Here is a 25438-nt window from a genome sequence, read left to right on the forward strand (position 1 = left end):
TTCGTTAGTCCGTGTAAAATTGTCTCTATATTAATCGTTGATGTGATGGTAAACAAATGACAGATAATAAAACTGCACCAAATGGTGCTCCAACTCTTTATATTGTCCCAACCCCAATTGGTAATCTGGGAGACATCACGCAACGAGCATTAGACGTGTTAGCCAGTGTCGATATGATTGCGGCCGAAGATACACGTCATACGGGCAAGTTATTAGCCCATTTTAATATCACCACCAAAACCTTTGCTTTGCATGATCACAATGAGCAACAAAAAGCGCAGGTATTGGTTGATAAACTTTTGTCAGGGCTATCGATTGCGCTTGTGTCTGACGCAGGAACGCCGCTGATTAGCGACCCAGGTTACCATCTGGTTACACAATGTCGTCAAGCGGGCGTTAAAGTTGTGCCACTTCCTGGACCATGTGCAGTAATCACGGCACTCAGTGCATCGGGTCTGCCTTCTGATTGCTTTAGTTTTGAAGGCTTTTTGCCGGCTAAAAGCAAAGCACGTAAAGATAAGTTCTTAGAAATAGCGAAAGTAGCGCGCACGTGTATTTTTTATGAATCACCACATCGAATCTGCGAGTCACTGCAAGATATGCTTGAAGTACTGGGTGCAGAACGTGAGGTGGTTTTGGCACGTGAATTGACCAAGACTTTCGAAACGATTCAAGGCATGCCTTTGGCTGAGTTGATTGAATGGATCGCTGAAGACGATAACCGTAAGAAAGGTGAAATGGTGCTGCTAGTGCATGGTTATCGTGATGCAGGTGAGCAAGAACTGCCGGATGATGCTTTGCGTACCTTAGCGATTTTGACTAAAGAACTACCATTGAAAAAAGCAGCTGCTCTTGTTGCTGAAATTCATCAATTGAAGAAGAACGCTTTGTATAAGTGGGGATTAGAAAACTTAGGCGAATAACCTACCGACTGAAGCTGCTGCGGTGTGGGCTGCAACACCACGTAATTTGAGTGCAGTTTCTTTGAGTATGGAAATAAAAAGGGCGCTTAATGCGCCCTTAAAAATGTCTTAGAAACTAGTTCTTGTAGATACACAGCATGTTGAGATAGCTATCGACTAACTTATACACTGCTTCCTGTTCGCCCAAGCGATTTACTTGTAGGAAGATAGAGTAGAAGATGCCGTGGAACAGGCTCGCCATATTGTCTACATCGTGTTTCTCACACAATTCACCACGCTCCATCGCTTTGATGAACATGTTTTTGATCAGTAACTGGTTGGTGCGGTTGGTCGAAACAAACAACGGCCAAACTTCATCACGAGTCGAAGCACTCCATTCAAACCATACTTTTAGCCAATGGCAGTCAGTCATGGCGAGTTTCACCATTTCTTTGCACAGTGTTTGTAGGTTGCTTTTAGCTTCTAAATCTAGATCGATGTGATCAGTGAGGAAGTTGGAATACTGACGAACCACAAAGTTCAGTACGTCGTCGACCAGATCTTCACGAGTTGGGAAGTAGTTAAATACTGTCGCTACTGAAACTTGCGCAATTTCAGCGATGTCGGCATGACCGCCGCGGCCAATGCCGCGAGTTGCAAACACTTCTAATGCGATTTCCATCAGTTGTAGTTTACGTTTTTGTGGAGATAGCCGAGTCCGAGGGCGTTTTTCGATTGATGCGTCCATAGGTAAATATCCTTGCCAATTTGAGTTGTTTGAGCATTTTGCTCTAATGATTATTTTGTTATTTGCTCTTTAAAGCCCTATGAGTGTAATGGTGCATATGAGTGAGGTCAATCTTTGTTGGGTGAAAATTGTGCAATTATGTTAATTATTTGTCGTTTCAAATCTTTTTATTGAGTGAGCTCATAACAGAGCTTGGTTGCGCAGGGAAACGATTAACAGGGTCTGAGTGAGGTGGTACTATACGCGCCACCAAAGTCAGCGATGCTGAAATCGCCCAACACAACGAGAATGGTATGAAACACACAGTTGAAGTCATGATTTCTGAGCAGGAAGTCGCCAAGCGAATTCGCGAATTAGGTCAACAGATCACCGAACATTATCAAGGTAGTGATGATTTAGTTCTGGTTGGATTGTTGCGTGGCTCTTTCGTTTTTATGGCTGATCTCGCTCGTCAAATCCATCTGACTCATCAAGTCGATTTTATGACTGCTTCTAGTTATGGAAACAGTATGGAAAGCTCACGCGATGTGCGCATCCTGAAAGATCTGGACGATGACATCAAAGGTAAAGATGTGTTGCTGGTTGAAGACATTATTGATACGGGCAACACCCTCAATAAAGTAAAAGAGATTTTGGCCCTGCGCGAACCTAAATCAATTCGTATCTGTACTTTGCTTGATAAGCCGACTCGCCGTGAAGTTGAAGTTGAGGTGAATTGGGTTGGTTTTGAAATTCCTGATGAGTTTGTGGTTGGTGTGGGTATCGACTACGCGCAGAAATATCGCCACTTACCTTATATTGGTAAAGTCGTGCCTCTTGGTGAGTAAGTTCTAGAGTTACGGCTGACATCCGAATCATCTATTAAAACGCCCACTGAATTAGTGGGCGTTATTATTTGGCGGCTTAGATGTGGCAAGAAATTATCGACACAGTAAGCGATGTTCTGGATTGAGAATCATCTCTAACGCTTTGTGGTAGTTATCTTCAACGGCACTTCGTGAAGCGCAGCGTACACCGAGGTATTCCAATCGGCCATCACCAATACCATACACGAAACCGTGTACTTCAACGGACTGTCCACGCTCCCATGCGTTTTGTAGTACCGTCGAATTCGCTAAGTTGTACACTTGCTCGGCAACGTTGATTTCGGCCAGTTTGTCGGAGCGATCTTCAGCAGGCATTTGCTCCAAGTAGTCGCGATGCTTGAGATAGTAATCACGAATATGCAGCAACCAGTTATTGATCAAGCCTAACTGTGGATTATCGATCGCTGCGGTAACGCCACCACATCCATAATGACCACAGACAATAATGTGTTTGACTTGCAGCACATCAACCGCGTACTGAACAACTGATAAACAGTTGAGGTCGGTATGGATCACCTGATTGGCCACATTCCGGTGAACAAACAGTTCGCCGGAATAGAGGCCAGTTAGTCGCTCCGCAGGGACTCGACTGTCAGCACATCCAATCCATAAAAAATCCGGATTTTGCCCTTTAGCTAGTTTGGCAAAGTACTCCGGACTCTCTGCTTTGATCGACTCAGACCATTTTGAGTTGTTCTCAAAAAGTTGTTTAATTTCTGGCATCTTACTTCCCTTAATTAATTGCCAACAATATACACAATGTTACAAATTCAAGCTCATCTAATTTACTTTCTGATCAACTCATCTGACGTGTTTTTACAACATTCATCATAAACTATGGAGCATTTGATGACACCTTGAGGAACTGTGCGTGTTTCAGGCTCGATTTGCGGATCTTAATTTACGTGGTGACCTGTTTGGTGGGGTAACCACAGCGATTATCTCACTGCCATTGGCGTTGGCATTTGGTGTGGCTTCTGGTGCGGGAGCCGAAGCTGGCTTATGGGGCGCGATACTTGTTGGTTTATTTGCGGCCTTGTTTGGTGGCTCTTCAACGCTGATTTCAGAGCCTACTGGACCAATGACAGTGATTATGACGGCGATACTGACCACTATGGTGTCACGTTATCCTGAATCTGGTGCGGCCATTGCGTTTACAGTTGTCATGATGGCGGGGGCGTTTCAGATTCTGCTCGGTACGCTCAAACTCGGAAAATACATCACGCTCATGCCTTACAGTGTGGTATCAGGCTTTATGTCTGGTATTGGGGTGATACTGATTATTCTGCAACTTTCTCCACTGCTTGGTCATCCCTCTCCCGGTGGTGGTGTGCTGGGTACTTTATCAGCACTGCCGGAGTTGCTCGCCAACCTAAAATTCAGTGAGCTGTTCTTGGGGCTACTGACACTGGCAATTTTGTTTTTTTTACCACAAAAATATCGCAAGCAAGTGCCAGCACAGTTGGTGGCATTGGTGGCGGTAACGCTGTTTTCAGTCATTTTCTTTGATACTGACGATATTCGTCGTATTGGTGAGATTCCTGCTGGCCTGCCAAGTATAGTGGTTCCCACGTTTAACAGTGAAATTTTCGTCACTATGGTGATTGATGCCTTGGTGCTGGGTACTTTGGGCTGTATTGATACGCTGTTAACCGCGGTAATCGGCGATTCGTTAACTCGTAAAGAGCATGATTCCGATCGCGAACTGCAAGGGCAGGGAATTGCCAACATGCTGGCTGGGCTTTTTGGCGCTTTACCCGGTGCAGGGGCAACTATGGGCACAGTGACTAACATTCAGGTTGGTGCGCGCTCACCACTCTCTGGAGTGACACGAGCCTTAGTATTAGCACTGGTGGTTTTGGTTGCTGGCGGTTTAACCGAGCCTATCCCAATGGCGGTGTTGGCTGGCATCGCAGTGTATGTCGGGGTGAACATTCTCGACTGGGCGTTTATCCAACGTGCTCACAAAATCAGCATACAAGGCATGGCCATCATGTACGGTGTGATGCTGTTGACCGTGTTTGTTGATTTGATTGTGGCTGTGGGGCTGGGAGTATTTATCTCCAATATTTTGGTGATTGAACGTTTAAGCCGAGAGCAAGCTCGTCAAGTGAAGGCGATCAGTGATGCGGATGACGATGATGTGCCGTTGAATGAAAGTGAGCGCAAGCTGCTTGATAAAGCTAATGGTAAGGTGCTGTTTTTCTACCTGTCGGGACCGATGATTTTCAGTGTTTCGAAAGCCATTACGCGTCAACACAGCAGTGTAGATAAGTATCAGGCGATGATCCTCGATTTAACCGATGTACCTATGATTGATGTGACAGTAGGCTTAGCGTTAGAAAACGCCATTCGTGATGCACAGGAAGCGAATTGTGAAGTCTATTTACTCTGCCCTAATGAGAAAACGCGCTCTGAATTAGAAAAGTTTCATGTCATTGATTTGGTTCCGGATCAGAACATGTTCACTTTCCGCTATGAAGCGCTGAATGCGGCGGTAAAACAGGTCACGGCTAGTGAGTGAAAAATAGAAATTGCCTATAAATCGCCAAGTAAAGTGCCGCAGTGATGCGGCATTTTTATGTGTAAAAATCATGAAATGGAAAACTATATTAGCTATTTCTGTATTAATGATTGCCCTTAGCTAATAAGGGGTTGAAAAAGCGCCATAAAAGCGCAACATCGTGGTTGTTATTGATAACAAGGTTTCTGCCATGTACGCACTGGAAATAGAACAACTTAAAAAAACTTACGCAGGTGGCTTTGAAGCGCTCAAAGGTATTAGTCTGCAAGTCAAAAAAGGCGATTTTTACGCTTTGCTGGGGCCAAACGGGGCAGGTAAATCGACCACGATTGGTATCATTTCATCACTGGTCAACAAAACATCCGGCAAGGTGACCGTGTTTGGTTACGATCTCGATTCACAGCTTGAACTCGCCAAACAGCAGCTCGGCTTAGTGCCGCAAGAGTTTAACTTTAACCCGTTTGAAACGGTCGAGCAGATCGTACTTCAGCAAGCGGGTTACTACGGTGTGCCTAAAGTGTTAGCCAAAGAGCGTGCGAAAAAATACCTGACTCAACTCGATTTGTGGGAAAAACGCAGCGAACGAGCAAGAAACCTCTCCGGTGGTATGAAACGCCGTTTGATGATTGCGCGCGCTTTAATGCATGAACCGCAATTGCTAATCCTTGATGAACCGACGGCGGGAGTTGATATTGAATTGCGCCGTTCGATGTGGGAGTTCCTCAAGCAGATTAACGCACAAGGGGTGACGATTATTCTCACCACCCACTATCTCGAAGAAGCGGAAATGCTCTGTCGCCACATTGGCATCATTCAACGCGGCGAGCTGATAGAAAACACCACCATGAAATCTCTGCTTGGTAAGCTGCATGTTGAAACCTTCGTTTTGGATGTCGATGGCACCGAAACTATTGCTCCACTGCAAGATGTGGTGAAACAGCAGATGGTGGAAGGTTCGCTGGAGATCGAATTAGAAAAAAGCCAAGGGATCAACCATGTGTTTACTCAACTCACCGAGCAAGGGGTGAAGGTGCTTTCTATGCGCAATAAAGTAAATCGTTTGGAAGAGCTGTTTGTCAGCATAGTGAATAGTGGTAAGCGAGGTTAATCAGCATGTATCAAATTTATTGGACGGCATTTTGCAGTCTGCTGGGTAAAGAAATTAATCGTTTTACCCGTATTTGGGTGCAAACTTTGGTTCCACCAGCCATCACTATGACGCTTTACTTCATCATTTTTGGTAACTTGATCGGCTCTCGAATCGGTGAAATGAACGGTTTCAGTTACATGGAATACATAGTGCCCGGCCTCATCATGATGTCGGTAATCACCAACTCCTATTCCAATGTGGCTTCGTCTTTCTTTAGCTCTAAATTTCAAAAGAACATTGAAGAACTGTTGGTCGCTCCAGTGCCAAACTATGTGATCATTGCTGGCTACGTAATGGGTGGTGTGGCGCGTGGCTTACTAGTTGGGGCTATGGTAACGGCGGTTTCGCTGCTGTTTGTCGATCTCAATGTTGATCATTGGGGCATCATTATCGCGACCGTATTTTTAACTTCCGTGGTCTTTTCACTCGGCGGCTTGATTAACGCGGTGTTTGCCAAAACTTTCGATGACATCTCGATTGTCCCGACCTTTGTCCTCACGCCGCTGACTTACCTCGGTGGAGTATTCTATTCGATAAGTTTGCTGCCTGAATTTTGGCAGGGTGTCTCGAAGATCAATCCCATCGTCTACATGGTCAATGCCTTCCGCTACGGTTTTCTAGGTGTGTCGGATGTGGATATCACGACTTCGTTTACAGTGTTAATGGCCTTTGTGGTGGCGCTGTACTGTGTGGCGCATTATTTGGTGACCAAAGGCAAAGGGCTACGCAGCTAGTTGAGTCAATAGATATAAAAAAGGTCAACCGAGGTTGACCTTTTTTGATCCAGAAGAGAGAGAAATTATTCTTCTTCGTTGCCAGATTTGCTTTCTGATTGTAAGTCGAGGACTTGGTTATCAATCAAGCGTACCTTACCTAAGAAGGCTGACATCAGAATTACCGCTTGCTTACTTTCACTGCTGATTGGCAATAGAGTACGTGCATCACGGATAAAGATTTCATCTGGTTCCAGATCGGCTGCGCGCAGCTGATCCACGGCATCTTCAATGATCGATGGATAATCATCACGACCACCACGGATCGCACTGTTAATCCAGCGCATGGTGCGAGCCAATACTGGTGCGCGTTGGCGCTCATCGAGCGTCAGTAAATTATTACGTGAACTCATTGCAAGACCATCCAATTCACGAACGGTAGCAACGCCGACAATTTCGATATCCATGCACAGATCTTCCACCATTTGACGGATCACCGCCAATTGTTGGAAATCTTTTTCGCCAAAGCAGGCCACATCTGGCTGCACAATGTTAAACAGCTTAGTGACGATCGTTGCTACACCACGGAAATGACCTGGGCGAGAAGCGCCTTCCAGCATGAAGGAAAGTCCCGGTACTTCAACAAAGGTTTGTTTATCCAAACCTTGTGGGTACATGGTTTCCGGGGTCGGCGTTAATACGAGATCAACCCCTTCACCATTGAGTTTACTCAAATCGTCTTCTAGGGTGCGTGGGTAGTTTTTCAAATCTTCCGCGCGGTCAAATTGCATCGGGTTGACGAAAATACTCACGACTACCACATCGGCAAGTTCACGAGCTTTACGAACCAGAGTTAAATGGCCTTCATGTAAATTACCCATGGTCGGCACAAAAGCGACTCGGCGGCCCTCACGCTTGATCTGTTTGATTTGCTCGCGAAGAACGGCAATGTCAGCAAAAACTTGCATGAATGACTCCTTAGGCAATGGTATGAGCGAGATCTGGGAAAGCGCCACTCTCGACATCTTCGATATACTTGGCAACGGCTTGGCGAATGTCGCCCGTCTCAGCCAAGAAATTTTTCGAGAATTTTGGCATGTAGTTCGCCGAAATTCCAAACATATCGTGCATTACGAGGATTTGACCATCTGTGCCGTTGCCAGCACCAATACCAATCACAGGGACATCAAGAAGTTGAGTGATGCGGTTTGCCAATTCGGCAGGAACGCATTCCAGCAGGACAATTTGTGCTCCCGCTTCTTGCAGAGCTAACGCATCACGTACCATGCGATCCGCTTTATCTTGCTCGCGGCCTTGTACTTTGTAGCCACCAAAAATATTGACCGACTGCGGCGTTAAACCGAGGTGAGCACACACTGGCACTGCACGTTCAGTCAACATTTTTACGGTGTCGACTAACCAATCGCCACCTTCAATTTTCACCATGTTCGCACCGGCGCGAACCAGTTTGGCAGCGTTTTCACACGCTTGTTCTGGCGTGGCGTAGCTCATGAAAGGCATATCCGCCATGAGCAAACAATTTGGGCTGCCTTTACGTACACAACGGGTGTGGTAGGCAATCTCATCCACCGTCACGGGTAAGGTGTCGGCTTCTCCTTGTAACACCATGCCAAGTGAATCACCGACCAACAGGACCGGCATTTCTTGGCTCTCAAATAACTGAGCAAAACTCGCATCATAAGCGGTTGATGTAGCAAATTTGCGACCTTCCTGCTTCCATTTCATCAGGTCGTTTATGGTAATTTTTTTCATTGTTAGTCCTTACTCGACGTTGGCGAATGCCAAATGCTGAGCCATTGAGCGGTACTTGTTGCAATAGCGCTTGGATTTCAGTCCCGTCAGGGAGAGTTAAATTTGGTGCGATTTCCGCGAGCGGATACAGTACGAATTCACGTACTTTCATTCCATAGTGAGGAATGGTGAGACGCTCGGTCTCTATCACCTCATTGCCGTAAAGCACAATATCGAGATCGAGTGTTCTCGGTCCCCATCGTTCGTCTTTACGGACACGCCCCTGTTCCAGTTCAATGCGTTGTGTGCAATCGAGCAGTTCCAGTGGCGTTAATTCGGTTTCAATGGCCGCTACCGCATTAATGTAATCCGGCTGATTTTGCGGTCCCATTGGTGTGCTGCTATAGAGCGATGAAGCCGCGATAAGGCGCGACTTCGGTAATTGAGTAAGCTGTTGTATGGCTTGTTGGGCTTGAGCGACAGGGTCGCCCAAGTTACTGCCAATCGCAATGTAGGCAAGCATCATTCGCTCGATTTACTCTTATGCTTATTACGTGATGGTTTACGACGGCGTGAGCTAGGTTTACCCGTGCCAGTAGCGTTCCCCATGTCACCGACCATCGCCTGACGCATATTGCGCCCCGCGTTTTGGAAAGTGGCCCACCATTCAGCTAATTGCTTGGTTTCTCCACCTTCAATTTCGCCACGCATTTCGAGGAAATCAAAGCCTGCGCGGAACTTGCTCAGTTCCAACAAACGGAAGGCACGTTTGCCACTGCGACGTGGTAAGCGTTGTTGTAACTGCCAAATATCACGAATGGTCGTGGTGTGACGACGCGGGATCGCAATGCGTTTGACTACTTCATCTAAGATGCGGTTACTGGCTTCCGTCATGGCATCAAATTCGTGGAGGCTGAGTGACTCCATCAGTTGGTCGGCCAGACTGATCATCGGATACCACAGCATGGCTGCAAACATAAAGGCCGGGTTGATACGTAAATCTTCTTCGACACGAATATCGGTTGCATCCAGCACTAAATCCAACATCTGCTCGGTTTGTGAGCTGTGATCAGCGGTGAAATGTTCTGCAATGGTTGGGAAAAGCTGCTGGAACAGATTGTATTGACGCATCAAGTGGTAGGTTTCTAAACCATGACCCGCTTGCAGCATTTTGAGCGACTCTTCATAAAGACGAGCAGCGGGAATATCACGCAGCAGCGGCGCAAGGTGCTCAATCGGCTCGGCCGTGTCTTCCTCAATATCAAAATCGAGTTTGACCGCAAAACGCACCGCACGCAGCATACGCACCGGATCCTCGCGATAACGTGTTTCCGGATCGCCAATCAGACGCACTAGGCGATCTTCAAGATCTTCCATGCCACCGGCATAGTCGTGAATGCTGTAGTCCGCAATGTTGTAATACATCGCATTGATGGTGAAGTCGCGGCGCTCGGCATCTTCATCAATCGTGCCGTATACGTTGTCGCGTAGCAGCATGCCAGCTTCCGATTGCGCAGCAATATTTTGGCTTTGGCTCGTCTCTTGATGATGGCCACGGAAAGTGGCGACTTCGACGATGTCGCGTCCAAACATAATGTGTGCTAGACGAAAACGGCGACCAATCAGACGACAGTTACGAAACAGTTGGCGCAGCTGCTCTGGTGTAGCGTTGGTGGCCACATCAAAGTCTTTTGGCTTGCCGCCAAGGAGTAAGTCACGCACACCACCACCGACGAGGAAGGCTTCAAACCCTGCGCCATGCAAGCGATAGAGCACTTTCAGTGCATTTTCGCTGATCTGCTGACGCGAGATAGGGTGTTCCTGACGCGGAATAATAGTCAAAGCTAAGTCTGGATATGTGCGAGTGTTGCTCGGTTCAAAATCGTTATTATTCATGTGCTTCTGACAATGATTGCTGTTGCCGCTGTAAGCGCTACGCTGCTTAATTTGACGCTCAAACGGACGGAATTTGGCGCTAATAATAGCTTAAGCAGGACCATTTGAGAATCTTGGTGTGATCTCGATCGCTTCCGGTAGTTGGCTCACCTGCCAATTTTGGCATCCCCAAGCCAGCATTTGCTCGGTATCCGCATCGGAAAAATCCGCGGGTAATGCAAAGCCTAAAAACTGCATGGCATGCAAAATCGTCTGTCTAGGATCTGATGGCTCAATCGCCGGAGCGTGATTCTGTTTCGAGAGTTTATTCCCGTTACCATCCATCGCCAAAGGCAAATGTAAGTAGCTGACCGGCTTTTGTTTTAAAGTGTGATACAGGCTGATTTGCCGTCCGGTGGGTTCAATCAGATCCGCACCGCGCACCACTTGGGTAACACCTTGGTCAATATCATCAAGCACCACCGCGAGGTTATAAGCAAACAACCCATCACGACGTTTGATGATGAAATCCTCTTCTGCTAATGCCTTTGGTATGGTGATTGAGCCGTGTTTCAAATCAATGAAATTTTGTACCGGGTTATCCATACGCAGCCGAATCGAGCAGTCTTGATGCTGAGCTGGCGGATGGCTTTTGCAGTGGCCGTTATAAAACCCACCCATGGCTTTGATTTCTTTTCGGGTGCACTGGCAGTAGTAGGCTTGTCCTGTGGCGAGCCATTCATTGATTTGGTCTTGGTACAAGGCGTGACGTTGGCTTTGGTAAACCACTGAGTCATCCCAGTGTAGGTCATACGTTTCTAGTGTACGTAGAATGTGTGCTGCGGCTCCCGGCATTTCGCGGGGCGGGTCAAGATCTTCAATGCGTACCAACCACTTTCCTTGATTGGCTTTGGCTTGGAAATAGCTCCCCAAGGCAGCAATCAACGAACCAAAATGTAAGGGGCCGGAAGGAGAAGGGGCGAAACGACCAATATAATTCATAGGGCGATTTACCTTTCAAATGCAAAGAAACAAGAAAAGGGAGCCTGTGCTCCCTTTTCCTTGCTATTTCATCTTAGCCAAGCATTTGCTTTTCTTTGATTTCAGCGAGTGTTTTGCAATCGATACACAGATCAGCAGTTGGGCGCGCTTCTAGACGGCGAATTCCGATTTCCACACCACATGATTCACAGAAACCGAAATCCTCTTCTTTAATCTTGTCGAGAGTCTTTTCGATTTTCTTGATCAGTCGGCGCTCACGGTCACGGTTACGCAGTTCTAAGCTGAACTCTTCTTCTTGAGAAGCACGGTCAACAGGGTCTGGGAAGTTGGCTGCTTCATCCTGCATGTGGTGAACGGTACGGTCCACTTCTTCTCTCAGTTGGTTGCGCCACGCTTCCAAAATTTTTGTAAAATGTGTGATTTGCGCAGGTGACATATACTCTTCACCCGGCTTTTCCTGATATGGCTCAACACCAGCAATGGCTAGGATGCCTAGCGTTTTCTTTTTAGACTCTGTCATACAGATCTCCTACTAACCCTAGTCAACTGCGAGAGCAGTTAAATTTAAGGCGGGTATCTATAGCAAAAAGAAGTGGGGGAGGCAAACAATCCAACGTAAAGTTATCGTCAATGTGAAGACACCATCAATTTTTTGGCACTTGATGGGCAAATTTGACCTCAGATACTATTTGAATTTCGTGCTCGGAAAGTGATGCCTTGTAGCACAACACTTCCACCCCTGCTTCCTGTGCCGCTTTTAGCAACTGTGAATAGTTCGCGTCTATATGGAGAGCGGGAGAGACTTTTTCAATCCCCGAATGCAAAACAGCAAACAAAAGTACCGACCTGCTTCCATCTTTGGCCATTTCTGCCAGCTCACGCAGATGTTTTTGCCCGCGTGTTGTGACTGCATCAGGGAAGTAACCTTGTCCTTTATCGCCTTGAATCTCATCCAAAAGAGTGACGCTTTTCACTTCTATAAAGCAGTTTGGTTGAGAATCTGACTTTAGCAAGATGTCGATACGGCTATTTTCATGGCCGTACTTCACTTCTGTGCTGAGCTCATCATAACCCTGCAACTGGGGAATACGCCCTGCCAAGATGGCTTCCACGACTAACGTGTTGGCACGTGCGGTGTTCACGCAAATCCAGTGACCCTCTTTTGTCTCCGTTAGCTCCCAACTGTGGGCGTATTTACGTTTGGGATTATCAGATGTAGAGAACCAAACGGTACTGCCCGGTTCGGCACATCCGGTCATTGCTCCGGTATTTGCACAGTGCATGGTGATCACCGAACCATCATCTAGTGCCACGTCGGCCAAAAAGCGTTTGTAACGTTTGAGCAGGGTTCCTTTTTGCAGTGACGGGGAAAAGTGCATGTCTCTATTCTTCTCTTTTTTTATGTACAATGGCGCGGCCATTTAATCATACAGGAACCGCCCTTGTCACAACTGCCCATTATTGAGGTGATGCCTAAGCTGTTGGCTGGTATTGCTCAATCTCCGCAACTTATCCTTAAAGCCGCGCCGGGTGCTGGTAAGTCTACCTACTTTCCGTTGCAGTTGCTGCAAGCGGGATTGTTCAACGGCAAAATCATCATGCTGGAGCCAAGGCGTTTGGCTGCGCGCAACATTGCCCGTTATTTGGCGCAGCAATTAGGTGAAGAGGTGGGGCAGCGAGTGGGTTATCGGGTGCGTGGTGAAAACCGAGTTAGCCGTGCAACGCAGTTGGAGATTGTCACCGAAGGCATTATGACCCGCATGCTACAAAACGACCCTGAACTGAACGGGGTCGATGTGCTGATTTTCGATGAGTTTCATGAGCGCAGCATTCACGCGGATACGGCTTTGGCATTAGCGCTCGAAGTGCAATCCGCACTGCGTGAAGATTTAAAAATCGTGGTGATGTCGGCAACGCTAGAGCAACAAGCTCTGCAAAACCTATTGCCACAGGCTGATTATGTCGAATCACAAGGGCGCGGTTTTCCGATTGATATCCGCTATCAACCTCTACGCGTCGATGAGCCTTTGGTTCCGGCGATGCAACGACAAATTCGCCATCTGTTGCAACATGAAACTGGCTCACTGCTGGCGTTTTTGCCGGGTGCGGCGAGCATTAACCAGTTAACTGAACAACTGAGCGATTTGGCCAACGAGATTGAAATCTGCCCACTGTATGGACAGATGGAGTTCGCCGCGCAGCAGCGTGCGATTGCACCAACTGCGCCGGGGCGGCGCAAAGTGGTATTGGCGACTAATATTGCCGAAACCTCGCTCACTATCGAAGGCATTCGAATAGTGCTTGATAGTGGACTCGAACGTAGTGCGCGTTTTGATCTTAAAACGGGCATTACTCGTCTTGAACAAGTGCGCATTGCGCAGTCTTCTGCCGAGCAACGGGCAGGGCGTGCAGGGCGTTTAGAACCAGGTATTTGCGTGCGTTTGTACAGCGAAGTGCAGCTCAAACAGCAACCTTGGGTGCCAGAGCCTGAAATTTTACACAGCGATTTAGCGCCGCTGGCGTTAGAGCTTGCGCAATGGGGCGCGCAACCCGCGGACTTAGCGTGGTTGAATTTGCCGCCGAGCAGCGCTTTTGCGCAGGCACAGCAACTGTTGCAACGTCTTGGCCTTTTGGATGAACGCGCGCAATTGACTGCGTCGGGCAAAGAAGCACACCGACTCGGTGTTGAGCCGCGTATTGCCGCTATGCTGCTCAATGCGGATCATTTGGGTGAATCCGCACTTCAAAGCGCATTGGCTTTGGCGGTGTTATTGGAAGAGCCTGAACGACAGGTTGTTGATGTGCAGCACAGCTTGCACCGCTGGCAGCAAGGCCGCCATCCGAAACAAAAACTGCTGATACAGCGCGCACAGGTTTTGGCGCATAAGTTGGATACCGCATTTTCATTATCCGCGGTCGATTCGGTATGGCTTCCGTTAGTGGCGTGTTTGGCATTTCCAGATCGAATTGCTCAGCAGCGCGGCCAACAAATGGGGCAGTTTTTGCTGGCCAATGGTCATGGTGCTTGGCTAGCAGTGGAAGAGCGTTTGTCAGCGGCGGAATATCTGGTCGCCTTGGATTTGATGCGTGGCCAAGCCCAAGCTAGTCAAGTTTTCAGTGCGCTTGAGCTAGACATCAACGCGCTTGAACGCTTATTGCCGCAACTCATCAGCCGCGTTGAGCAAGTGGATTGGGATGAAAAAGCAGGCAGATTGAGTGCTGAAGCGCAGTGGCGCATTGATCAATTGGTGGTGCGTCGTGAAAGATTGCCTGAGCCAGATAAACAAAAAATGACACAAGCTTTGCTGAGCTATGTACGGCGCAAAGGCTTAACAGTGTTACAGTGGCGCGAAGAAGCGATCGAATGGCTAGCCCGTGCGCGTTGTGCAGCCGAATGGCTACCGGAAGAAGCGTGGCCAGCGTTGGATGATGACGCACTGCTGAAGCACTTAGAACTGTGGTTAGAGCCTTATTTAGCGGGCGTGACCTCAGTAAAAGGTTTGCAGAATGTCTCCGTATTGGAAGCACTCAAGCATTATCTTGGGTGGTCGCTCAGTCAGCAGCTTGACGAGTGGCTGCCGACGCATCATTTGTTGCCAACGGGGAATCACAAAAAAATCCGTTATCAGTCGGGGATGGAGCCAACGTTGTCAGTGCGCATGCAGGAAGTGTTTGGTGAGCAAACCTCTCCTAGAGTCGCCAAAGGTACTCGTGCAGTGGTGATGGAATTGCTTTCTCCAGCACAACGCCCTTTGCAAGTGACACGCGATCTCGCCAGTTTCTGGGCGGGCGCTTATAAAGAAGTTCAAAAAGAGATGAAAGGCCGCTACCCAAAACATGTGTGGCCGGATGATCCTGCCAACCATGTGGCAACCAGTAAAACCAAACGACAATTTAACGCATGACAAGAAAAAGCAGCAGTAATAAGCCGCGCAGTCGCAAAGCGCGCAGTGGTAACGCCATTTCCTCCTCAAAGCCGCGAATTTGGCTAAAAAGGATTTGGAGTTTGGCTTGGAAAGTGGCGCTCGCAGTCACAGCCGTGCTGGTATTTATCGGCATTTATCTTGATTCAATGATTAAGCAGCGCTTTGAAGGGCAACTGTTTGATTTGCCGACCGTGGTGTATGCACGAATTTTGACGCTTGAGCCGGGCAGTGGTTTGAGCTTGCAAGAACTGCGTAATGAGCTGGATGTTCTTAACTACCGTAAAGTAGCGCAGCCACGTTTTCCCGGTGAATACTCTTCTTCTTCAACGCGTATTGAGCTGATCCGTCGTCCTTTTGAATTTGCGGATGGCCCTGAGCCGGATCGTCGCGTCATGCTCACTTTTGATAGCAATGGTTTGAGTAAAATTGAATCGTTAGAGCAAAAACGCGAACTGGGTTATCTGCGTTTAGAGCCTAAGCTAATGGGGATGCTGGAAAAAGATTCGCCAGAACAGCGACTTTTCTTACGCCGTGAGCAGTTCCCTGAAGTGCTGGTGGATGCTTTGCTCGTGACTGAAGATCGCGATTTCTATCAACACGATGGTGTTTCTCCAACGGCGATTGGCCGTGCCATGGTGGTGAACCTCAAAGCGGGTCGCACGGTACAAGGTGGCAGTACACTCACTCAGCAGCTTGCCAAAAATATTTTCCTCTCGAGTGACCGTACTTTGTGGCGTAAGTTGCGTGAAGCGTATATGGCGTTGATCATTGATTATCGCTACAGCAAAGATCGTATTCTTGAAGCCTATCTCAATGAAGTCTATTTAGGGCAAAGTGGGGCAGATGCCGTACATGGCTTTGGCTTGGCATCGCGACTTTATTTTGGCCAGCCCTTGCAAGAGTTGCGCATTGATCAATTAGCGTTGTTGGTGGGCATGGTCAAAGGGCCTTCTTATTACAATCCAATGCGCTTTGCGGAACGGGCGCGTGAACGCCGCGATTTAGTGCTCAAGCTGATGATGGAACACGATATTCTGACTGCAAAAGAGTATCAACAAGCGGTCACTCGTCCACTGGATGTACAGAAAACGGCGCAAATCTCAGGCCGCCAGCCAGCATATTTCCAACAAGTGTCGATCGAGCTTAAAGAGAAGTTGGGCGACAAATTTAAAGCCGATTCTGGTCTGCGTGTGTTTACCTCGCTGGATCCTGTATCACAGGCCAAGTTAGAAAAAGCGATTCATGATCAGATCCCACAACTGGCCAAAACTGCAGGTAAGGATCTGGAAGCTGCGGCGATCGCTGTTGATCGGCATAGTGGTGAAATTCGCGCTATGGTGGGTGGTAAACGCACGGGTTACGACGGCTTTAACCGAGTATTGAATGCGAGTCGGCAGATCGGTTCTCTGGTGAAGCCTGCGGTGTACCTCACTGCGTTAACGCATCCTGACCAGTACAATTTAGCCACTACGCTGGAAGATAAACCGATCACCTTAAAAGGCAGTGAAGGTTCAGCATGGACACCGAGAAACTACGATCGTAAATACCGTGGTGAAGTGCCGCTCTATCTGGCTCTAGCACAATCACTCAATGTGCCTACGGTGAGATTGGGTATGCAATTAGGGATTGATCAAGTTTCGGCGACGCTAGGTAAACTAGGGGTTAACCGTGATGAGGTTCGCCCTGTGCCATCCATGTTGCTTGGTTCGTTTTCACTCACGCCTTATCAAGTGGCACAGATGTATCAAACGCTGACTAACTCCGGTAAAAAAGCACCTCTTTCGGCGTTGCGTTCCGTGCTCGATATTGAAGGTAATGTGCTGTATGAATCACTGCCGAAAGTTTCGCAAGCCGTGGATCAACAGGCTGCTTGGTTGACGACTTATGCGATGAAACAAGGCGTACAAGAAGGAACGGGACGTTATCTCAATGCACAATTCAGTAGCGCGGCATTGGCGGGTAAAACCGGAACCACCAATGATAACCGTGATAGTTGGTTTGTTGGGATAGACGGCCGGGAAGTAACGACCATTTGGCTTGGCCGTGATGACAACCAACCGACCAAGCTCACAGGAGCAAGTGGTGCGTTGCGCGTATATGCACAGTATTTGAAATACCGTATCCCAGAGCGATTACAGTTGCCGTGGCCGGAAGGGATCACTACCTTCGGGTTTGCCAAACAGACCCAAGGCGGCTTAAAGCTCGATTGTGACAACACCTTTAAACTGCCAATCTGGGATACCCAGCAGCAGTTAAAACAGCAGTGTGAAAACCGCCCAACGGAGTGGCTTAAAAAACTCTTTCAATGGTAGGCCTTTTCAGCTTGCAGCTTGGTGAAAAACCGCTCCAAACAAATTTATCATTTGCTGGTGAGTTGGCGAAAACTTCAAGTTGTTCGGCTTAATATAGGTGTTTATAGTGGTTTGATTCTTAAGGATTTCGAGGATAACTAACGTGATGAAGTGGGCAGTATCATTCAGCGTAATGGTAGGGGTGTTGTTTACCCCATTGGCGTTGGCACTAGAAGCTAATGCTCAGGCCGTTAAGCGACCTAAAATCGCGTTAGTCCTTGCTGGAGGCGGAGCCAAAGGCGCAGCGCATATGGGGGTGCTGCGGGCTATGGAAGAAATGCATGTCCCAGTGGATATCATCACCGGAACCAGCATGGGCGCTTATGTGGGCGGTTTGTACGCGAGCGGGATGAGCGCGGAAGAAATCGAAGCGCTGATCTATAGCGTGGATTGGAACCGTGGGTATCGTGATCGCGTTGATCGCAGCCAACGTCGCGTGCGTGATAAAGAGTATGAAGATCGCTACCAAATTACCACTGACCTTGGTTTGCATTGGGGAGAAGTTCGCGCACCCAAAGGCGTAGTGCAAGGGCAAAACATGCTGCGCATGTTGCGTGAAACCACAGGAAACCTTCCGGCTTTTGACTCCTTTGACCAACTGGTGATTCCATACCGTGCGGTGGCGACAGACATCATTCATCTGCAAGAAGTCGTGTTAGATAAAGGCTTTCTAGTTGATGCCATGATGGCCAGTATGTCAGTTCCTGGTGCATTACCTCCTTATGAGATTGACGGTTTGTGGCTGGTGGATGGTGGTGTTACCAACAATATGCCTGTGGATGTTGCACGTGCGATGGGCGCGGATATCATCATCGCAGTCGACATCAGTACCGACTACAAAACCCAAGAAGATTTTACTAACTTGCTCACGGTTGCCGATCAGCTCTCCAACTATTTGGTGCGCCGCAGTACGGAAACGCAAAGTGATAACTTAACCGAACGTGATCTACTTCTGCGTCCACAAGTGGGTAAAATGGAGACCACGGAATTTAACAAAATGCCCGATGCCTTTGCGATGGGCTATCAAGTCGCGATGGACAATCAGGCATTTTTTAAGAAAATCGCACTGAGTTCAGCCCAGTACCAAAACTACATTGATGAGAAAGAAGAACGACGTAAAACATTGCGCTATGGCGATGATGTTAATGTTGACGAGATCGTGCTTCGTAATCACACCCACTACAGCGATCGACTGTTAATGAATCAACTCAATCTAGATTCAGGCCAAAAACTCAAATCTGAAGAGATCGAAGAAAGTGTTGAGAATTTATATGCATTAGATCGTTTTGAATTGGTTCGTTATCAATATGAGCAACAAGAGAATACCAATCAGTTGGTACTTGATGTTCGTGAGAAATCATGGGGACCCAACTACGTTAACTTTCGTTTCTTTCTTGAAGATGATTTCACAACCGATAGTCAGTATGCCTTAGGGGTTTCAACTAACTTTACCGACATTAACGCCCACGGTGCTGAGTTAGCGCTCAATATGGAAATGGGTACGGATAAACTAATAGAAGCAGAGCTGTATTCTCCTTTTCTCTCGGGACAGAAAACATTTACTACTGCATCGATTCTTTACAGCAACGAAACTCGCAATGCTCCTTTGAGCGGATTTGATGATACTTCGTTGAGCGCAGCTGAAAATTACTTGCCAATAACTTATTCGGAATGGATTGCTGAAGTGGCATTGGGGTATCAGGTCGAGTTATGGCGAGAAGTAAAACTCGGTGCTCGTTACAGCAATGGTAATGGAGAAGCCTCTTCCTTACCTGTGTTTGGCGATTTTTCTTTTGAACGTCGCGGAGTGTTTGTCGATTACCGCCATGACACTTTGGATGATTTTAGCCTGCCACAGCAGGGGGTTTATTTCGATCTGGAATATCTGCTTTCCAAAGATAGTTTTGATGGCAGTAATCCTGTATCGGATGAAACCAACAGCTCAGATACGGTGTCTGAATTTTCTGGAAAATTAATCGCAGCACACACCATTTCGCGCCATACTTTAGTCGCAAATCTTGATATGGGTGTTGTAAAAAGTAAGCACTCATCAACCCCAATTGATCCGAAAAGTATCGGTGGTTTTCTCAATTTATCGGGAATTCCCCGCAATAGTCTGATTGGTCAGAACAAGGTCTACGGTAATCTCGTTTATCGCTACCGTTGGTTTGACAATGACTTTGGGATGTTCACTTCTCCCGTTTATCTAGGGGCATCCATTGAGTATGGTGGTGTGTGGTCCGATCCAGATATCCGCTTACAAGACGCACCGCTCTATGGTGCAGGCTCAATCTTTGCTGGGGTGAATTCTCCAATTGGGCCAATCATGTTTGGTTATGGGCGTACCGAACAAAATTACGATTCTATCTACTTCATTATTGGTACCACATTTAAATAGCCACACTTTGAGATGAGTGGAGGGCTGATTGCTTTTCACTCAGTGAGAAAGCTAAAACTTTAGTCTCAAGTTGCTATGTTGGTCAAAATGATGAGATTTTAATTTATCGTTAAACTTGCTATTCTGACGCCCACAGTTTGGCCTCTATGGCGCTGTTTCTCAGTCAATTTGAGTGAAAACAAGGGCTAGGGAGAGCCAAGTTTCCAAGGATGTTCGCTCGTATTTTTATAATCAACTGAGTGAACCGCAATGAGAGGAAAAAGTCGTGCTTGAAGCCTACCGTAAACACGTCGCAGAGCGTGCCGCTGAAGGAGTTGTACCTAAACCCCTAGATGCAGAGCAAGTCGCAGGACTTGTAGAACTTCTGAAAAATCCCCCACAAGGTGAAGAAGCTTTTATTCTTGACCTACTTGAAAATCGAATTCCTCCAGGTGTCGATGAAGCGGCTTATGTGAAAGCGGGTTTCTTGACTGCCGTAACCAAAGGACAAGTTGCTTCTCCTTTGGTGAGTCGTGAGAAAGCGGCTGAGCTGCTGGGTACGATGCAAGGCGGTTACAACATCGAACCTTTGATTGATTTGCTTGACGATAGCGCGTTGGCACCAATCGCTGCGAAAGCGCTGTCTCATACGCTATTGATGTTTGATAACTTCTACGATGTAGAAGAGAAAGCCAAAGCGGGTAACTCATTCGCCAAGCAAGTGCTGCAATCTTGGGCTGATGCAGAATGGTTCTTGTCTAAGCCAGCACTGGCTGAGAAAGTAACCTTAACTGTGTTTAAAGTGACAGGTGAGACTAACACGGACGATCTTTCTCCTGCTCCTGATGCATGGTCACGTCCTGATATTCCTGTGCATGCGTTAGCCATGCTCAAAAACGCTCGTGATGGCATTGAACCGGATGTACCGGGCAAAGTTGGCCCGATCAAACAGATCGAAGCACTCAAAACCAAAGGTCACCAACTGGTTTATGTGGGTGACGTTGTGGGTACTGGTTCATCACGTAAATCGGCAACTAACTCAGTGCTGTGGTTTATGGGTGATGACATTCCTAACGTGCCAAATAAACGCACAGGTGGTTATGTTCTGGGCGGTAAAATTGCCCCGATCTTCTTCAATACGATGGAAGATGCTGGTGCGCTGCCAATCGAAGTGGATGTTTCCAAGCTCAATATGGGCGATGTGATCGACGTTTACCCATTTGAAGGCAAAGTGTGTAACCACGAGACTGGTGAAGTACTTGCGACTTTCAAACTGAAAACTGATGTGCTGTACGATGAAGTACGTGCAGGTGGCCGTATTCCACTGATCGTTGGACGCGGTTTAACCGATAAAGCGCGTCACGCGTTAGGTTTGGAAGCCTCAAAAGAATTCCGTCGCCCAGTTGCAGTTGCGGATAACGGTAAAGGCTACACGCTTGCGCAAAAGATGGTGGGTAAAGCGTGTGGCGTGCAAGGCATTCGTCCGGGCACTTACTGTGAACCTAAAATGACCACTGTGGGTTCGCAAGATACCACTGGCCCAATGACGCGTGATGAACTGAAAGATTTGGCGTGTCTTGGCTTCTCTGCTGACTTAGTGATGCAGTCTTTCTGTCACACATCTGCTTATCCAAAACCGGTTGACGTACAAACTCACCACACCCTGCCTGATTTCATCATGAACCGCGGTGGTGTATCGCTGCGTCCGGGTGATGGTGTTATCCACTCATGGCTAAACCGCATGCTGCTCCCTGATACTGTTGGTACTGGTGGTGACTCGCATACTCGTTTCCCATTGGGTATTTCTTTCCCTGCGGGTTCTGGTCTGGTGGCGTTTGCGGCAGCGACTGGCGTGATGCCACTGGATATGCCGGAATCTATTCTGGTTCGCTTCAAAGGCAAAATGCAGCCGGGAATCACTCTGCGTGATCTGGTGCATGCCATCCCTTACTACGGCATCAAACAAGGTCTGCTCACGGTAGAAAAAGCCGGCAAGATCAACGAGTTCTCTGGTCGTATTCTGGAGATAGAAGGGGTTGAACACCTGACGGTTGAGCAAGCATTCGAACTTTCAGATGCTTCTGCAGAACGTTCTGCGGCAGGTTGTACCGTGAAGCTTTCACAAGCGTCGATTGAAGAGTATCTCAACTCGAACATCGTGATGCTGAAGTGGATGATTGCTGAAGGTTATGGCGATCGCCGTACTATTGAGCGTCGTATCAAGGCGATGGAAGCTTGGCTGGCAACGCCAGCATTGATGGAAGCGGACAAAGATGCGGAATACGCGCATGTGATTGAAATTGATCTTGCAGACATCAAAGAGCCTATATTGTGTGCACCAAACGATCCGGATGATGCACGTCTGCTCTCTGAGTGCGCGGGTGAAACGATCAATGAAGTCTTCATTGGATCTTGTATGACCAACATTGGTCACTTCCGTGCAGCCGGTAAACTGCTTGATAAATTCAACGGCCAGTTGAACACGCGCCTGTGGGTGGCTCCGCCAACCAAGATGGATCGTGACCAACTAACTGAAGAAGGCTACTACGGTATTTTTGGTCGCGCAGGGGTGCGTATTGAAACTCCGGGATGTTCACTGTGTATGGGTAACCAAGCGCGCGTAGCTGACAAAGCGACGGTGATGTCAACTTCAACGCGTAACTTCCCGAACCGTTTGGGTACTGGTGCTAACGTTTACCTTTCTTCTGCTGAATTAGCGGCAGTTGGGGCGATTCTGGGCCGCATCCCAAGCGTGGCTGAGTATATGGAATATGCGAAGCAGATTGATGCTGCGGCAGCAGATACTTACCGCTACCTCAACTTCCATCGTATGGGTCAATACACCAGCAAAGCAGATTCAGTGATCTTCCAAGAACCTGCATAAGCAAAGTCATTTGTTTATCTAATAAAGCCGCGCTTGTCGCGGCTTTATTTTTTATGCTCACTTTTAGTGCGTCGCCGCTATTTTTTATCAAATAGTGGTAGGTAATTCTATTTCATGGGGAAATGAAAGGGGATATCACTTGTCTAAGTATCGCGAAGCAGTTTGAGATATACTCGCCATATTGATCATCTATGGAGATATAACCATGGAGTTTGAATTTATTAAAAATACCCTGTTGGGTGAACATTCGGTCAAATGCAGCATGGAGCATCAGATCGTCGGACGCTGGCTACAAGAAGAGATTGGCCAAGATCAGGCTAAAATCAATCAAGTTTTAGCGCTTATCGAGCAAGCGGTAAAATCGCCAGCACAAGAGTTTCTATGGACTGGTCGTGAAATCTCTCTCATGGTGCAAGGTGATGAAGTCCAAGTGCAAGATAATGCGCTGGCGTATGACGCCGAACATGAGTTAGAGAGTGATTTCTTTCTGTATGACAGTGAAAGTGTTGCTGCCTGTGGGCGAGAAGATTTCATTGCTTTGCTGACTCAGTGGCAAAACTTTGTACAAGGGAAATAATCAGTGCAATAGGCATTGTTGTTAAAATTTGTGCGTTATTGTTGGGAAAAGGCTGCACCGAAGAGGTGCGGCCTTTTGTTTTTTATTAAACCAGACACTGCTTTTTCATTTTAAATCATAGCGTTAATAAGTTGGCACATACCTTGGATAGTGAAGAGTAAATGGACGACTGCTTCAGAGAGGAAGAGATGAAACTGATTAACGCAATAATTAAACCATTCAAGTTGGATGATGTTCGTGAAGCGCTTGCGGATGTAGGTATCGAGGGAATGACGGTTTCTGAGGTGAAGGGCTTCGGGCGTCAGAAAGGACACACTGAGCTATACCGCGGCGCGGAATACCAAGTCGACTTTCTACCCAAAGTAAAAATTGAAATCGCTACGCAAAGCGACAATGTGGATCGTGTGGTGGAAGCGATCATCAAGGCCGCACACACCGGAAAAATTGGTGACGGCAAAATCTTTGTCTATGACCTTAGCCAAGCGGTGCGTATCCGTACTGGCGAAATGGATTCAGAAGCCCTTTAAATTTAAGGATGGGAGAGTTGATTATGGAACTATCAGTCACTGTTACCGAGCTGCGTTACGCACTCGACACCTTTTTCTTCCTGATTTCAGGAGCTCTAGTCATGTGGATGGCAGCAGGGTTTGCCATGCTGGAAGCGGGTTTGGTTCGCTCAAAGAACACCACAGAAATTTTGACGAAAAACTTTGTTCTGTACGCGATTGCTTGTACCACTTATTTAATCGTTGGCTACAACATCATGTATGTCGATAACACTGAAGGTGGCTGGTTGCCTTCACTTGGTGCGCTGATTGGCTCACAAGCGGATGGTGCCGATCACTCTCTGGAATCAGATTTCTTCTTCCAAGTTGTGTTTGTTGCAACGGCGATGTCGGTAGTTTCTGGTGCGGTGGCTGAGCGCATGAAACTCTGGGCCTTCTTGATTTTCTCTGCCATCTTGACCGCTTTCATCTACCCAATGGAAGGCTATTGGACTTGGGGTGGTGGTTTCCTTTCTGCGGCAGGCTTTAGCGATTTTGCTGGCTCAGGCATCGTACACTTAGCAGGAGCTTCTGCAGCGTTAGCGGGCGTGCTGCTGTTGGGGGCTCGCAAAGGTAAATACGGCAAAAACGGCGAAATTTACCCAATCCCAGGTTCAAACATGCCATTAGCAACCTTAGGTACTTTTATCTTGTGGTTCGGCTGGTTTGGTTTTAACGGCGGATCACAACTGATGGTATCGGATTTTGAAAATGCCACTTCAGTGGGCAAGATTTTCCTCAATACCAATGCAGCTGCGGCTGCGGGGGCTATCGCTGCGCTACTAGTGTGTAAAACCACTTGGGGTAAAGCGGATCTCACCATGGTACTCAATGGTGCATTAGCCGGTTTGGTGGCGATTACCGCGGATCCTCTATCGCCTTCACCACTTTACGCGGTGGCGATTGGTGTGGTTGCGGGGGCACTGGTAGTGTTTAGCATCATCGCTCTCGATAAACTGAGAATTGATGATCCTGTAGGGGCAATCTCAGTACATGGTGTGTGTGGTTTCTTCGGTCTGATGGTTGTGCCACTCAGCAATGCCGACGCAACCTTTGGTGCGCAATTGCTGGGAGCTGCGGTGATCTTTGCATGGGTGTTTGGTGCAAGCCTGCTGGTTTGGGGTGTACTCCAAGCGACTATGGGGATTCGTGTCTCTGAAGAAGAAGAGATGGAAGGGATGGACATGCACGATTGTGGTGTCGGTGCTTACCCTGAATTCGTTACCGTTAAGTAACATTTAGCTAC

Annotated in this window: 20 protein-coding genes and 1 pseudogene; 12 read left to right on the forward strand and 9 right to left on the reverse strand. The window is 47.7% G+C overall.

What is annotated here, in order from left to right; translation table 11 throughout:
* The first annotated feature begins 56 nt into the window (after positions 1–56).
* The gene (gene rsmI / locus D908_RS02965) at positions 57–923 is read left to right on the forward strand and encodes a 16S rRNA (cytidine(1402)-2'-O)-methyltransferase (protein ID WP_000131534.1); all 867 of its coding nucleotides are present in this window, start codon (positions 57–59) and stop codon (positions 921–923) included.
* Positions 924–1038: 115 nt separating this feature from the next.
* Here the strand turns inward: rsmI and hapR are convergent, their stop codons facing one another.
* The gene (gene hapR, locus D908_RS02960; RefSeq protein WP_000340102.1) at positions 1039–1650 is read right to left on the reverse strand and encodes a quorum-sensing master transcriptional regulator HapR; all 612 of its coding nucleotides are present in this window, start codon (positions 1648–1650) and stop codon (positions 1039–1041) included.
* 293 nt (positions 1651–1943) lie between these two features.
* On the opposite strand from hapR, the gene hpt reads away from it, so the two are divergent.
* On the forward strand, positions 1944–2477 hold the full coding sequence (gene hpt, locus D908_RS02955; RefSeq protein WP_005526853.1) for a hypoxanthine phosphoribosyltransferase: 534 nt from the start codon (positions 1944–1946) through the stop codon (positions 2475–2477).
* 93 nt (positions 2478–2570) lie between these two features.
* Here hpt and can read toward each other — a convergent pair whose 3' ends face one another.
* Entirely contained in the window at positions 2571–3239 is a 669-nt protein-coding gene (can, locus tag D908_RS02950; RefSeq protein WP_001114113.1) for a carbonate dehydratase, read from the reverse strand.
* A 148-nt stretch (positions 3240–3387) separates the two neighbouring features.
* Between can and D908_RS02945 the strand changes: the two genes are divergently transcribed.
* From D908_RS02945 to D908_RS02935, 3 genes are all read left to right on the forward strand, one after another.
* Positions 3388–5040 carry a SulP family inorganic anion transporter gene (locus D908_RS02945; protein WP_005526855.1) on the forward strand — a complete coding sequence of 551 codons (1653 nt, stop codon included), beginning with the start codon at positions 3388–3390 and terminating at the stop codon, positions 5038–5040.
* 190 nt (positions 5041–5230) lie between these two features.
* Positions 5231–6148: an ABC transporter ATP-binding protein gene (locus D908_RS02940; protein ID WP_005526857.1), complete on the forward strand. Its 918-nt coding sequence runs from the start codon at positions 5231–5233 to the stop codon at positions 6146–6148.
* A gap of 5 nt (positions 6149–6153) precedes the next feature.
* A complete protein-coding gene (locus D908_RS02935) occupies positions 6154–6924 on the forward strand; it encodes an ABC transporter permease (protein ID WP_005526859.1) in 771 nt (256 codons plus the stop codon).
* 65 nt (positions 6925–6989) lie between these two features.
* On the opposite strand, the gene panC is transcribed toward D908_RS02935, so the two are convergent.
* The 7 genes and pseudogenes from panC to sfsA form a co-directional block, all read right to left on the reverse strand.
* The gene (gene panC, locus D908_RS02930; RefSeq protein ID WP_001195741.1) at positions 6990–7871 is read right to left on the reverse strand and encodes a pantoate--beta-alanine ligase; all 882 of its coding nucleotides are present in this window, start codon (positions 7869–7871) and stop codon (positions 6990–6992) included.
* Positions 7872–7881: 10 nt separating this feature from the next.
* The gene (gene panB / locus D908_RS02925) at positions 7882–8676 is read right to left on the reverse strand and encodes a 3-methyl-2-oxobutanoate hydroxymethyltransferase (protein ID WP_000724410.1); all 795 of its coding nucleotides are present in this window, start codon (positions 8674–8676) and stop codon (positions 7882–7884) included.
* 2 nt (positions 8677–8678) lie between these two features.
* Positions 8679–9181, reverse strand: a pseudogene (gene folK, locus D908_RS02920) (2-amino-4-hydroxy-6-hydroxymethyldihydropteridine diphosphokinase).
* A complete protein-coding gene (pcnB, locus tag D908_RS02915; protein ID WP_001062043.1) occupies positions 9178–10551 on the reverse strand; it encodes a polynucleotide adenylyltransferase PcnB in 1374 nt (457 codons plus the stop codon). The pseudogene folK and the gene pcnB overlap by 4 nt, the downstream one beginning before the upstream one ends.
* 90 nt (positions 10552–10641) lie before the next feature.
* Positions 10642–11532 (reverse strand): tRNA glutamyl-Q(34) synthetase GluQRS, encoded by an 891-nt coding sequence (gluQRS, locus tag D908_RS02910; RefSeq protein ID WP_005526864.1) that lies wholly within the window; start codon positions 11530–11532, stop codon positions 10642–10644.
* A gap of 73 nt (positions 11533–11605) precedes the next feature.
* A complete protein-coding gene (gene dksA / locus D908_RS02905; protein ID WP_000140364.1) occupies positions 11606–12052 on the reverse strand; it encodes an RNA polymerase-binding protein DksA in 447 nt (148 codons plus the stop codon).
* A gap of 124 nt (positions 12053–12176) precedes the next feature.
* Entirely contained in the window at positions 12177–12911 is a 735-nt protein-coding gene (gene sfsA, locus D908_RS02900) for a DNA/RNA nuclease SfsA (RefSeq protein WP_000545817.1), read from the reverse strand.
* Between the two features lie 63 nt (positions 12912–12974).
* Here sfsA and hrpB point away from each other — a divergent pair, with 63 nt between their 5' ends.
* The 7 genes from hrpB to D908_RS02865 all read left to right on the forward strand — a co-directional run bounded on the left by hrpB (position 12975) and on the right by D908_RS02865 (position 25427).
* On the forward strand, positions 12975–15437 hold the full coding sequence (gene hrpB / locus D908_RS02895; RefSeq protein WP_005526867.1) for an ATP-dependent helicase HrpB: 2463 nt from the start codon (positions 12975–12977) through the stop codon (positions 15435–15437).
* Entirely contained in the window at positions 15434–17770 is a 2337-nt protein-coding gene (gene mrcB, locus D908_RS02890) for a penicillin-binding protein 1B (protein WP_032467720.1), read from the forward strand. Before hrpB ends, mrcB begins: the two co-directional genes overlap by 4 nt.
* Before the next feature lie 145 nt (positions 17771–17915).
* Positions 17916–20207 carry a patatin-like phospholipase family protein gene (locus D908_RS02885; RefSeq protein ID WP_005526870.1) on the forward strand — a complete coding sequence of 764 codons (2292 nt, stop codon included), beginning with the start codon at positions 17916–17918 and terminating at the stop codon, positions 20205–20207.
* A 265-nt stretch (positions 20208–20472) separates the two neighbouring features.
* Entirely contained in the window at positions 20473–23070 is a 2598-nt protein-coding gene (acnB, locus tag D908_RS02880; RefSeq protein ID WP_005526872.1) for a bifunctional aconitate hydratase 2/2-methylisocitrate dehydratase, read from the forward strand.
* Between the two features lie 205 nt (positions 23071–23275).
* Positions 23276–23647: a YacL family protein gene (locus tag D908_RS02875; protein ID WP_000393909.1), complete on the forward strand. Its 372-nt coding sequence runs from the start codon at positions 23276–23278 to the stop codon at positions 23645–23647.
* Between the two features lie 188 nt (positions 23648–23835).
* Positions 23836–24174: a P-II family nitrogen regulator gene (gene glnK, locus D908_RS02870; protein ID WP_000767166.1), complete on the forward strand. Its 339-nt coding sequence runs from the start codon at positions 23836–23838 to the stop codon at positions 24172–24174.
* A 23-nt stretch (positions 24175–24197) separates the two neighbouring features.
* Entirely contained in the window at positions 24198–25427 is a 1230-nt protein-coding gene (locus D908_RS02865) for an ammonium transporter (RefSeq protein WP_005526875.1), read from the forward strand.
* Positions 25428–25438 lie beyond the last annotated feature (11 nt).

The sequence above is a fragment of the Vibrio mimicus CAIM 602 genome, assembly GCF_000338875.1.
In the GTDB taxonomy this organism is placed as follows: Bacteria; Pseudomonadota; Gammaproteobacteria; order Enterobacterales; family Vibrionaceae; genus Vibrio; species Vibrio mimicus.

Bases quoted from the DNA above. Each gene is read 5' to 3' on its own strand.
- glnK (WP_000767166.1), top strand. From the start codon at position 23,836: ATGAAACTGATTAACGCAATAATTAAACCATTCAAGTTGGATGATGTT.
- D908_RS02865 (WP_005526875.1), top strand. From the start codon at position 24,198: ATGGAACTATCAGTCACTGTTACCGAGCTGCGTTACGCACTCGACACC.
- D908_RS02935 (WP_005526859.1), top strand. From the start codon at position 6,154: ATGTATCAAATTTATTGGACGGCATTTTGCAGTCTGCTGGGTAAAGAA.
- hpt (WP_005526853.1), top strand. From the start codon at position 1,944: ATGAAACACACAGTTGAAGTCATGATTTCTGAGCAGGAAGTCGCCAAG.
- pcnB (WP_001062043.1), bottom strand. From the start codon at position 10,551: ATGAATAATAACGATTTTGAACCGAGCAACACTCGCACATATCCAGAC.
- D908_RS02940 (WP_005526857.1), top strand. From the start codon at position 5,231: ATGTACGCACTGGAAATAGAACAACTTAAAAAAACTTACGCAGGTGGC.
- gluQRS (WP_005526864.1), bottom strand. From the start codon at position 11,532: ATGAATTATATTGGTCGTTTCGCCCCTTCTCCTTCCGGCCCCTTACAT.
- panB (WP_000724410.1), bottom strand. From the start codon at position 8,676: ATGAAAAAAATTACCATAAACGACCTGATGAAATGGAAGCAGGAAGGT.
- D908_RS02875 (WP_000393909.1), top strand. From the start codon at position 23,276: ATGGAGTTTGAATTTATTAAAAATACCCTGTTGGGTGAACATTCGGTC.
- D908_RS02885 (WP_005526870.1), top strand. From the start codon at position 17,916: ATGAAGTGGGCAGTATCATTCAGCGTAATGGTAGGGGTGTTGTTTACC.
- panC (WP_001195741.1), bottom strand. From the start codon at position 7,871: ATGCAAGTTTTTGCTGACATTGCCGTTCTTCGCGAGCAAATCAAACAG.
- can (WP_001114113.1), bottom strand. From the start codon at position 3,239: ATGCCAGAAATTAAACAACTTTTTGAGAACAACTCAAAATGGTCTGAG.
- sfsA (WP_000545817.1), bottom strand. From the start codon at position 12,911: ATGCACTTTTCCCCGTCACTGCAAAAAGGAACCCTGCTCAAACGTTAC.
- dksA (WP_000140364.1), bottom strand. From the start codon at position 12,052: ATGACAGAGTCTAAAAAGAAAACGCTAGGCATCCTAGCCATTGCTGGT.
- rsmI (WP_000131534.1), top strand. From the start codon at position 57: ATGACAGATAATAAAACTGCACCAAATGGTGCTCCAACTCTTTATATT.
- hapR (WP_000340102.1), bottom strand. From the start codon at position 1,650: ATGGACGCATCAATCGAAAAACGCCCTCGGACTCGGCTATCTCCACAA.
- mrcB (WP_032467720.1), top strand. From the start codon at position 15,434: ATGACAAGAAAAAGCAGCAGTAATAAGCCGCGCAGTCGCAAAGCGCGC.